This is a genomic window from uncultured Anaerococcus sp. (genome assembly GCF_937934665.1).
Lineage (GTDB): Bacteria > Bacillota > Clostridia > Tissierellales > Peptoniphilaceae > Anaerococcus.
Map to the genome: position 1 here is coordinate 1 of NZ_CALGYW010000027.1, position 10,749 is coordinate 10,749.

Annotated in this window: 9 protein-coding genes, 1 pseudogene and 1 other annotated feature; of the genes and pseudogenes, 6 read left to right on the forward strand and 4 right to left on the reverse strand. The window is 35.7% G+C overall.

Features of this window, described 5'->3' with window-relative positions:
• From Q0410_RS01215 to Q0410_RS01235, 5 genes are all read left to right on the forward strand, one after another.
• The coding region (locus Q0410_RS01215; RefSeq protein WP_299031981.1) for an FAD-binding protein at positions 1 to 871 on the forward strand (871 nt) is incomplete at its 5' end.
• Positions 856 to 1,344: an FAD-binding protein gene (locus tag Q0410_RS01220; RefSeq protein WP_299031983.1), complete on the forward strand. Its 489-nt coding sequence runs from the start codon at positions 856 to 858 to the stop codon at positions 1,342 to 1,344. The genes Q0410_RS01215 and Q0410_RS01220, both read left to right, overlap by 16 nt.
• A gap of 314 nt (positions 1,345 to 1,658) precedes the next feature.
• Positions 1,659 to 1,886 (forward strand) — a binding site (T-box leader).
• A gap of 50 nt (positions 1,887 to 1,936) precedes the next feature.
• Positions 1,937 to 3,130 (forward strand): hypothetical protein, encoded by a 1,194-nt coding sequence (locus Q0410_RS01225; protein ID WP_299031986.1) that lies wholly within the window; start codon positions 1,937 to 1,939, stop codon positions 3,128 to 3,130.
• Entirely contained in the window at positions 3,120 to 4,190 is a 1,071-nt protein-coding gene (locus Q0410_RS01230) for a branched-chain amino acid aminotransferase (protein WP_299031988.1), read from the forward strand. Before Q0410_RS01225 ends, Q0410_RS01230 begins: the two co-directional genes overlap by 11 nt.
• The gene (locus Q0410_RS01235; RefSeq protein ID WP_299031990.1) at positions 4,177 to 5,259 is read left to right on the forward strand and encodes an iron-containing alcohol dehydrogenase family protein; all 1,083 of its coding nucleotides are present in this window, start codon (positions 4,177 to 4,179) and stop codon (positions 5,257 to 5,259) included. The genes Q0410_RS01230 and Q0410_RS01235 overlap by 14 nt, the downstream gene beginning before the upstream one ends.
• Before the next feature lie 535 nt (positions 5,260 to 5,794).
• Here Q0410_RS01235 and Q0410_RS01240 read toward each other — a convergent pair.
• From Q0410_RS01240 to Q0410_RS01255, 4 genes and pseudogenes are all read right to left on the reverse strand, one after another.
• On the reverse strand, positions 5,795 to 6,325 hold the full coding sequence (locus tag Q0410_RS01240; RefSeq protein WP_299031993.1) for a hypothetical protein: 531 nt from the start codon (positions 6,323 to 6,325) through the stop codon (positions 5,795 to 5,797).
• Positions 6,326 to 6,623: 298 nt separating this feature from the next.
• Positions 6,624 to 7,427, reverse strand: a pseudogene (locus tag Q0410_RS01245) (lysophospholipase).
• A 138-nt stretch (positions 7,428 to 7,565) separates the two neighbouring features.
• Positions 7,566 to 8,393, reverse strand: coding sequence for a 3-methyl-2-oxobutanoate hydroxymethyltransferase (gene panB, locus Q0410_RS01250; RefSeq protein WP_367178686.1), 828 nt, complete (start codon positions 8,391 to 8,393; stop codon positions 7,566 to 7,568).
• Positions 8,390 to 9,301: a ketopantoate reductase family protein gene (locus tag Q0410_RS01255; protein ID WP_299031996.1), complete on the reverse strand. Its 912-nt coding sequence runs from the start codon at positions 9,299 to 9,301 to the stop codon at positions 8,390 to 8,392. Before Q0410_RS01255 ends, panB begins: the two co-directional genes overlap by 4 nt.
• A 308-nt stretch (positions 9,302 to 9,609) precedes the next feature.
• On the opposite strand from Q0410_RS01255, the gene panC reads away from it, so the two are divergent.
• Complete coding sequence (panC, locus tag Q0410_RS01260) at positions 9,610 to 10,449, forward strand: pantoate--beta-alanine ligase (RefSeq protein WP_299031999.1); 840 nt, start codon at positions 9,610 to 9,612, stop codon at positions 10,447 to 10,449.
• Positions 10,450 to 10,749 lie beyond the last annotated feature (300 nt).

Here is a 10,749-nt window from a genome sequence, read left to right on the forward strand (position 1 = left end):
TTACGATGTTGTCATAGCCGGCGGTGGGATGAGTGGGCTTGTATCTGCTTATAAAACAAACGGAAATATGCTAGCTGCACCTAGTGAGGCTGATAAGGAAACAATGAAACAAGGTTGGCTTGATAGGTCCTATTCTCAGGATTTAAACCCTATTGATATGGAAATGCCGGATGCTCTTATAGATGTATCTCCAAAGCTAATGAAGGTATATGACGATTTGGGTGTTGACTACAGGGTAGAACCTAGTGAAAAAAATGGATCAATCACAGTTAAAATTAATCCAAATGAAAAATCAAAGAAAAATGCAGAATCTATACAAATACCATCTAAGAAGGCAAATGCCAAGGGAGCTCCTCATTTAATAGATACTTTTGTAGACAAGATTAAGGATATGGGTGTTGATATTTACTTAAATACTCCAGCTACAGAATTAATAGAAGAAAATAGTACTATAAAAGGTATCATATCAGATTCAAAAACTGGTAAAAAGACTTTTAATGCAGGAGCAGTAGTGCTTGCAACCGGTGATTATGCAAGAAATGCTGAAATGGATAAAGAGTATAACAAAAGAGGGGCAGGAGAATACTCTGCATCTGCAGTAGGTAATACTGGTGACGGCCACAGGCTAGCCCTTGATGCTGGAGCTGTTATAAATCCTTTCCAAGAGTCTATGTCTGGCGTATTTAATGCCAACCCTCATGATTACCCAATGATAGGAGATCCTACAAATGGCTATCCATTCGAATCAATCCTACTCAATATGGAAGGAAGAAGAGTTTACAAAGAAGATGGTGGATCTCACCCTCAAAATTCGAATTTGTTAGAGAAGATGGACAAAATACAGCTTGGGCAATTATGGATAGTGAAATAGCACAAAAACTTCCACGTTTAGATGAATATATAGAAAAAACTAATAATAATGATAAAATTATAAGAGTCTATAAGGCTAATACTATTGAAGAATTAGCTAAACTAATGGAACTTGATCCAGAAGTAGTAAAAGAAGAAGTAAATAAGTATAACGAACTTGCCAGGGCTGGTGAAGATACAGACTTTGGCAAAGACAGTGAATTCTTAAAAGAATTCAAAGAAGAAGGACCCTATTACGCTGCCCTAATGTACGATGCAACCCGCGGTGTATATGGAGGTATAAAAACTTCTCCTAGAGCAGAAGTAGTAGATGAAAATGATAATCCTATACCAGGTCTTTACGCATCTGAAGTCATCTCTTCCGGACAATTCTTTGGTGACTTCTACCCAGGTAGACAAGCTATAGCTGTAGCTGGCCATATGTGTTATATAGCTGGTGATAGTGCAAGTGAGTTCACTAGTAAAACCGAATAATAAGATAGCTTAGATAAATACCCTCTTCGCTAGAAACAAATAGGGTATTTTTTTATCTAGTATTATAATTTAAAATTTAACCTTCAGTATTTGCATTACATATATTTAGACCTTAGTAACCTTTTAACTTCAATTCATTTTTAATTAACACTACCCGTTAGATTCAAGAAAAATTCTCTTGTAAGATTCTCCCCTTCTATTTTTAACCGATTATTTGCTATATTAAGTATTATTTTTGAATAAAAATTACAATGAAGCTAATTTTTTTCTGCAATTATATTTGCAAAATTATTAAATAGGGTGTATTATAATAAACAACAGCTAAGAAGTGGCAAAGTAACTTAGAAGTTTTTTACAGAAAGCTAGCGGCTGATGAAAGCTAGCAAAAATAACTAGGCGAAAAATCCCCACTTTGCTGCAGGGCCCAAATAAGTAAGTCTTGCCGTAAACCCACGTTACAGGGTTATTCATTATGAATATGAGTGCATCATATGATGAAGAAGAGTGGTACCGCGTAAGATTACATATCTTCCGTCTCTTGCAATACTTTTGCAAGCAGACGGATTTTTTTATACTTAAAAAAGGAGAAATTATGCTAAGAAATTTAAAGAAAAAAAGGGCGAAATCATCGGTTGTTTCGATAGCCCTAATGTTGTTTGCCTCCCATGCTGGAGGAGGCTTTGCTAGTGGTAACCAAGTTAACACCTGGTTTGTAGGCTTAGGGAGTATGGGTATTTTATCATCTATCATAGCAGTCCTAATCTTATGTTTTATGCTAAGACAAGCCTTTATCATGTATAACAGGGAGGGTCACGAATCTTATAAGGATTTTTTCAAGTCCCTATACAGTCCCTTTGATAAACTATACCTAGTTTTTGAATTGTTTTTTAATATCATGGTCGTAATGGTTATTGCAACTACAATATCTGGTGCATCCAACGCCCTCTTAGACTTTGTTGGTATAAATTATAGGCTAGCATCAATTTTAGTTAGCCTTCTTATCTTAATTTTATCAATCTTTGGGGCAGATCTTGTGAGACGCTTATCTGCTGTAATGGGGATCATAATCCTTATATCAAGCCTTTCAATATACCTAATAGGAATTCCTATGGGTGATAATATATTTGAACTTATAAGCTATGACCTGGCTGTCCATGGCTACAAAAATTTAGGACCAGCCGTTGTAAATGGTTTTGTATATGCAGGTTTTCAGTGCGTGCAAATCCCTGCCATGCTTGCCGTATCATCTAGCCTAAAAACTAAGGATGAAGCAAGTAGGTCTATGGCCCTATCCTTTGCGATAAATGCCCTAGCCCTAGGCCTATCAGTTGTAATGCTTCTTTCATGGAGGTCTTATTATATGTCAGTTGATTTCGGAACTACCCTGCCTACTCTAACTGCTACAAAGGCCATGGGATATAAATGGATGAGTATATTTTATGCCCTTAGCCTAATTTTATGCCTAATCTCATCTGGTGTTTCGATAATTTTCGGCTTTGTTTCAAGGTTTGAAAATACCGAAATCTTATGTGATATAGGGTCAGTAAAGGTAAGGAGGTTTTTGATAGCAGCCTTTATCATCGCTGTTTCAACTCTGATATCCTTCTTTGGCCTTACAAACATAATTAAATATGGCTATGGGTATTGCGGTTATATAGCTATAATATTTATAATTATACCAATTATAGTCATAGGAGAATATAGGAATAGAAAAGTAGATACTAATAATTATGCTGTAGAATTTGCATATGTAGAAAAGAAAGAGAGTGAAGAAAATGAAATATAAATTTATTGAAAGAGATAAACTAAAAGAAAAACCCCAAGGAGAACTTGGTTTTGGAAAGTATTATACAGACTACATGTTTGAGATGACTTATACTGAGGACGAAGGTTGGCATGATAAAAAAATAAGACCCTACGGTCCTATCGAAGTAGACCCTTCCGTGATGGTCCTCCACTATGCTCAAGAAACCTTTGAAGGGCTTAAGGCCTATAAAAATGATGGCAAGGTATATCTTTTTAGGCCTGAAATGAACGCAAAAAGATTTCAAAGTTCCAACGAGAGGATGTGCATGCCTAAGATTGATACGGAAGAATTTATAAATATCATCGAAGAACTGGTAAATTTAGAAAGGGACTGGATTCCTGATAGCGAAGGAGCATCTCTTTATATTAGACCCTTTATGTTTGCAAGCGAGAAAAATATAGGAGTTAAGGTAGCTAATAAGTATACCTTCCTAGTCAGCCTCTCCCCTGTTGGTCAATACTATAAGGAAGGGATTAATCCTGTAAAAATCTATGTAGAAGATAAGTATATTAGGGCAGCCCAGGGAGGAACTGGCTTTGTAAAATGTGGTGGTAACTATGCAGCAAGCCTGATTGCCCAGCAAAGGGCTGAAGAAATGGGCTATACCCAGGTCCTTTGGCTTGATGGTAAGGAAAGAAAGTATGTAGAAGAAGTCGGCTCTATGAATGCTATGTTTCTTATAGATGATACTATCTATACAGCCCCCATAGATGGGACTGTCCTTCCTGGTGTTACCAGGGATTCTGTAATAAAACTCCTTGATGAATTTGATGTAAAGTTAAAAGAAGAGCACTTCACCATTGACTTTTTAATAGATATGATCGAGGAGGGAAGGCTTAAAGAAGCCTTTGGTACAGGTACAGCAGCAGTTATTTCTCCAATTGGAGAGCTTGGCTATAAGGGAAATTCTTATATCATAAACGAATTTAAAACAGGAGACTTGACTAAAAAATTATATGATAGGCTTACTGGTATCCAATACGGAAGACTAGAAGATAAGTACGGATGGAGAAGAGAGGTAAAAAATGACCACTGTTAGGTTAACAAACTATAATTTAGATAGGTACGGCTACAAGGATTTACCAAGAGTGTGCGCAGACTATGGATTTAAAAAAGTAGTCCTTGTTGGTGGAAAAAAAGCCCTAGGGGCAAGTGAAGACCTTATAAGAAAGGCTCTTGAGGGGACTGATATACAAATCCTAGCCTCCCTGGTATATGGGACAGACTCTACCATGGACAATGTCTATAGGCTAAAAGCTATGAAGGAAGTAGAAGATGCTGATGTAATCTTTGCCGTTGGAGGTGGCAAGGCCATAGACACATCAAAAGTCCTTGGAGTTGAGGCAAATAAAAAAGTCTTCACCTTCCCTACCATATGTTCAAACTGTTCAGCAGCAACTGCCATTGCTGTGGTTTATAACAACAACGGATCCTTCTCCCACTACGATACCAGGATGGTAGCTCCCTATCATATGTTTATTGCAACAGATGTAATTGCCAAAGCCCCGGACTTATATATGTGGGCAGGGGTTGGAGACGGTTTATCTAAAGAGGCTGAGGTAAAATTTGCCACAGAGGGGCTAAGCCTTGATACCACAGCAAGCCTCGGCCTTGCCATAGCCAAGTCTTGCGAAAAACCATTTTTAGACTACGGTAAAAAGGCTATAGAAGATTGTAAAAATAAAGAGGCTAGTGAAGCCATAGAGAGAATTGCAACAGATGTTTTAATATCTACAGGCTATGTTTCAAACCTTACAAACAGTGATAATTACTACTACAACTCTTCTTTAGCCCATGCCTTCTATAATGCAACAACCTCAATAAGCAGAGAGGGAAATTTTGAACATGGGGCAATTGTTGCTTTTGGGGTTATGGTCCTCCATGCCTATAGGGAAGATGAAGATGAGCTTAGAAAAATAGGAGAATTTAACAAGTCTGTAAGGCTTCCTACTAGGTTAAGTCATATAAACTTAGACGAGTCTCATCTAGATAAAATTACGGAAAAAGCGCAAGAAACAACAGAATGGCAAAAATCAGAAAAGAAGCTTTCCGCTAATAAATTCAGGGAAGCTATTCTAAAAGCTGATGAGTTTGGCCAAACTTTATAAAGATATCTGCGGGCAGGCTTATAATAAATCTATGTAAGACTATTAATACTGACAAGATAAGGCCTGCCGCCCCGCCCTTAACAATCGCCATTAGGTCTATACCTGCCTCCTATGGAGAAAGCTAAAAAATCATAATATAAACTTAAGTTCCTGCTAAATTTACAAAAGCTCCTATCAATATTTGCTAGGATAATCCCTACTATAATAGGATAAAAACTTAAATCGGAACCACATCAATAGTCGTGCCTCTACTTTTTTAAAAAATTACCTACCATATATTATCCTAATATAAAAGAGCAGCCTAAGCTGCCCAAGGCAAGTCAAGGGGCAAAACTTGCCGAATTTTCCTGTAAGACAGGCCTTTTGAATGTAATTTATCTTGCCAAACATTTAACGGGTAAAGATAAAAAGTAAATATAGTAAAATGTTTATATCTAAAAGGTAAAGATACATTCATTCCCCAAAGTTTAATCATATTCTATATTAGCCACAAAACCATAATTTTTTAAGATAATTAATATAGCACGATATAAATTTAAGATTCAATTTTTGGTCTTTCAACTTCGCTCTCAAAATTTATCTTTTCAATCTCTTGCGAAACTTCTTCAGTAGTTTTCCTTAAAAAATCAAGCCTATCGTCAGTCTCATCATAAAGTGGATGCATATAGGAAACTAGCTTGCCTGACTCGTGGATTTTTGTCATATAGCCCTTAAGGGAAATTGTTTCATATATCTCTATAAGTCTGTAAGCCTCTTTATTTTCGCTTATAAGTTGGTCTAGGCTCACCTCTTTCTTTGCATAAGGTGAATAGATAAGAGTTGAACTATTATGCTCATTTAAAAGACTTACATAAAGTGGTATGAGATTTGTTATTTCCTCATATCTATCAAAAAGCTTTTTAATTTTAGAAACCTTCCTATCATCAAAGGTATCCTCCCCATCCCTGGCTACTATTGGCAGACTATCTAGCTTGTAATCATCTAAGATTAGTTCGCTATAGAGTTTAGCTTCCTCATTTTTTAATTTATTAAGATCTTTAATAAGTTGGTTAATTGTTATTTTCATCATGATTCCTTTCTAGCAAATCTCTTTCTCTAAGATCTGTAATAAGGGCCTTAGGATAATTGTCTATACGACTGAAGCTGCTACTTGGAAAGTGGCAAGACCTACAAAACCAATCCCTTAAGGGAAAATATAAAAATAGGGTCCCAAGCAAGTGGGGCACTATCATAGAATTTTTTAAATAAAATCCATAAAATCTTCTCTATAAGATTTTACCTTTCTTGTAATACTTAACTAGAAATCCCCTAATCTTTTAAAGATTAGAGGCTCTATGATAATATTAGGCCTTATTCAAAATTTTTTATATACTGTAATTTACCCAAGCTATTATATCGCCTATTACTTCATCTTTGGCATATTCATTCATGATTTCGTGGTATAGACCCTTATAGATTTTGATTTGGCAATCTTTTGATGAGTTATTTTCAAAAAAGTCAAAAGAATCTTTAAAATTAACTAGGGCATCGTCCCTACCGTGAAGGATTAATACTGGGTAAGAGAAGTCTTTTTCATTTTCCTTAAACCATCCTATACCATCTCCAACGGCATAAAGGAGGCCTAATTGGTATTTCTTAAGATTTAGTGGATCTTTTGCATAATCTTCGACCACTTCTTTTACAGAGCATACCCCGTCAGTAAGTTCGTTTGGAATTTCTATGTGTGGGTCCTAACCAGGTTCAACCATCTTTGTCATCTGGTTATTATCATGGGTAAGACCACCTGAAGTGATGATGCCTGTTAGCTTTTTGTCTTTATACTTTGCCCCATAAAGACTTACCGCAAAGCCACCCATAGAATGACCTAGCAAAAATACTGGTTTGTCAGGATTTTCTTCTATGGCCTTATCTACAACTACATTTACATCCTCTAACATGTCGTTGTAGTCCTTGTAAAAACCTCTCTCGCCCTCCGACTGGCCGTGGCCCCTGTGGTCAAACCTGTAGGTTGAAAAACCTGCCTGGTGGAATTTTTCTGCCACATAATCATACCTGCCGGAATGTTCTGCAAGACCGTGAACTATTACCACAGCTGCCTTGACGTTTTCTACCTCTTCTTTTTTGTAAAATAAATTAATGCCGTCAAATGATTTAATAAAATCTGTCATACCTTCTCCTTTGTGAAAACGTTTATTATTTATGTAAAGCTTACATATTATAGGCTTGAAGCCCTCCACTATTACTTTTACCAAAAAAATAAAAAGCCTTCTGAAAAATAAATAATTCAGAAGACTTTTAAAATATTTTTATAAATCACTTAGATCTACTTTTTTATTAAAGGAATATTCTTCGCTTGGGAAGGTTCCGTTTACAGATTCTTCATGGTAGGCGTTTAAGCCCTTTAGCATTTCATCCCTAACGTTGGCAAAGATTTTTACAAATTTTGGTTTGAAATCTGGATACATACCTAGCATGTCTTGTAAAACAATTACTTGGCAATCTACGTCTTTTCCTGCACCTATACCAAGGATTGGAACTTTTACGCTTTCTGCGATTTTTTTACCAACTACACTTGGTACACATTCAAGGACTATGGAGAAACATCCTGCTTCTTCAAGGGCCTTGGCATCTTCTATTAGCTTTTTAGCTGATTCTGGGGTTGTTCCTTGAACTTTAAAACCACCAAGCATGGTAGATGATTGTGGAGTAAGACCGATATGACCCATTACAGGTACACCTGCCTTTATAATTGTCTTGATAGTATCAACATATTCTGTACCACCCTCAAGTTTTACACAGTCACAACCTGTTTCCTTAAAGATTTTTACAGCATTTTTAACTGCTTCTTCCTTAGAAACTTCATAAGAACCAAATGGCATATCTACAGTGATAAAAGTATTTTTTGCCCCTCTTACAACTGCACTTCCGTGGTGGATCATATCTTCAACTGTTACAGGTACTGTAGAATCATAACCTAGCATGGTCATGCCAAGAGAGTCTCCAACTAGGATAATTTCAACATCACTGTCATCCACAATTGATGCCATTGTGTAGTCATAAGCTGTTACATAGGCAAATTTTCTTTTTTCTTCCTTGTACTTTTTAAAGTCTAGTATAGACATTTTCTTTTTCATAATTCTTCCTCTTTGGCCTTTATAAGTAGGCTTATAGCCTCATTATAAGGACTTTTTCTATTTTGTTTCCTAGCCTTATCCACTATAACCTTGTTTATCTTATCAATCTCAGTTTCATTTCCCTTAAGAAGGTCCGCCCTCATTGAGGAGGTATTCTTGCCAGTTTTTTCTGCTGTCATAAGAACTTTTTCAAAAGTTTTTTCCTTATCAAAGTCAAAACCCTCGAGGTTAAAAATTTCGCAAGCCTCATAGACAAGGTTTTTCGACATTTCTCTTGCATAATCGTCTTTATAAATACAAGCATTTTCCCTATCAAGTAGGGCAGTAATAGCGTTAATCCCTATATTTATAAAAAGTTTTTCGATTACAAGCCTATCTATATCATGGCTTACTTCTAGATCAAAGCCTGATTCTTCAAGGACTTTTTTTACGATCTTTACACTTTCATAATTAAAATCATTTTGACCCAAATAAGTCATCCCACTTCCTGCATGGAAAATTTTCCCATAAGATAGTTGGGTTGCTCCGTGAGTGGTAGAGCCTATTACAACCTGATTTTTATCCTGAAATTCCTCTAAGTCTTTATCATTGCCATAGCCATTTTGTAGGCTAACTAGGATGGTATCCTCAGAAATAAGACGAGAAATATTTCTAAGGGCCTCTAAATTTTTGATAGCCTTTATAAAAACAAAGATGATATCAGGTCTTGGCATATCTTCATCATACTTATAGCAAGGGATCTTAGACGTTTTAGACTCGTCATTATTTTCTTTAACTTCTATCCCCTCTTTGTTAAGCCTAGTTATTTTTTCCTTCCTATGGTCAATCAAAAAGACTTGGTTTTTTTCTGACAAAACCGATGCAAATATTAAGCCCATGGCACCTGCACCAAGTATTGCAATTTTCAAAATCTCCTCCATATCCTATAAAAAATTATAGAAAAACCAAATTTCTTAGTTTAAGTAAAATCTTAATTTTTCCTCTAAATATCAACTCCCTAACCTTAATAAAATCCAAAAAAATTCGTAACTTTGTTAAATTTTATTCTATTTCAATTATTATAACTAGAAATATATTTATTGCAATAAATTCTCTTATTTTTTCTTTAAATTCTAAAAAAATTATTGTTAATTTTTTACTTTGCCTTATAATATCCCTAGAAACTAGCTCATAAAATTTATGAGAGCCTTAAACTTTGATTTCATAGGAGAAAACAATGCAAGTTATAAAAAAAATTGACGAACTAAGGGAAATATTAAAACCATACCGCAAAGAGGGAAAGACTATAGGCCTTGTTCCAACCATGGGCTTTCTTCACAAGGGCCACGCCAGCCTTATAAAAAAAGCTGTAGAAGATAATGACATTGTAGTTGTATCTGACTTTGTAAACCCAATCCAATTCGGACCAAACGAGGACCTAGAGACCTATCCAAGAGATATAGAGGCTGACAGCAAGCTTTGTGAAGAAATTGGGGCAGACTTTATCTTCAATCCTGAACCAAGTGAGATGTATCACGATAAAAAAGCTTTTGTAGATATAGAAAGCCTATCGGATAACCTATGCGGAGCAAAAAGACCAGGCCATTTTAGGGGAGTATGTACAGTTTGTACCAAGCTTTTTAATATAGTAGGCCCTGACAGGGCATATTTCGGCCAAAAGGATGCTCAACAACTTGCCATAATTAAAAAACTAGTTTTAGACCTAAACATACCAGTAGAAATTATACCAGTACCAATAGTTAGAGAAGACGATGGCCTTGCCATGTCATCAAGAAATACTTATCTAAACAAAGAAGAAAGAAAGGCTGCCCTTTGCCTATCAAAAGCAATTTTTGAAGGAAAAAAAATGGCGGCTGATGGCTATGAAGTAGACCGAGTATTAGATAAAATGACAGAGATAATAAAAGCTGAATCTTTAGCCAAGATTGACTATATAAGTGCAGTTAACCTAGAGACAATAGAAGATGTAAAAACTTTTAACCAAGATACCCTAGTTGCCCTAGCAGTATATATAGGCAAAACAAAACTAATCGATAACTTTATCTATAGGGTGTAAATAAATAAAAAACTGGCTTTATAAAATCAAGAAAAGTGATTTTATAAAGCCAGTTTTATATTACAAAAAATCCATAAACTAAAACTTAGCAAGGTAAGCTCTAACAATAAAATTTTGCTATCTAAAGCGTTTTTTACATTTTAAACTATAGGCCCCTCTTGCTTGTTTCCTTTTCTATAATCTTGGCATCAAGGGTAATATTAGTCTCTGCTTTCTCATTATTTAAAATCTTAAGGAGGTTATCGATGGCGATTTCTACCTGGTCAGATATCCTTTGGTCAATCGATGTTATGGCTTGGT

Coding starts and splice junctions, on each gene's coding strand:
- panB (WP_367178686.1), bottom strand. CDS start 8,393: ATGAAAAAGAAAATGTCTATACTAGACTTTAAAAAGTACAAGGAAGAA.
- Q0410_RS01235 (WP_299031990.1), top strand. CDS start 4,177: ATGACCACTGTTAGGTTAACAAACTATAATTTAGATAGGTACGGCTAC.
- panC (WP_299031999.1), top strand. CDS start 9,610: ATGCAAGTTATAAAAAAAATTGACGAACTAAGGGAAATATTAAAACCA.
- Q0410_RS01220 (WP_299031983.1), top strand. CDS start 856: ATGGATAGTGAAATAGCACAAAAACTTCCACGTTTAGATGAATATATA.
- Q0410_RS01225 (WP_299031986.1), top strand. CDS start 1,937: ATGCTAAGAAATTTAAAGAAAAAAAGGGCGAAATCATCGGTTGTTTCG.
- Q0410_RS01230 (WP_299031988.1), top strand. CDS start 3,120: ATGAAATATAAATTTATTGAAAGAGATAAACTAAAAGAAAAACCCCAA.
- Q0410_RS01240 (WP_299031993.1), bottom strand. CDS start 6,325: ATGAAAATAACAATTAACCAACTTATTAAAGATCTTAATAAATTAAAA.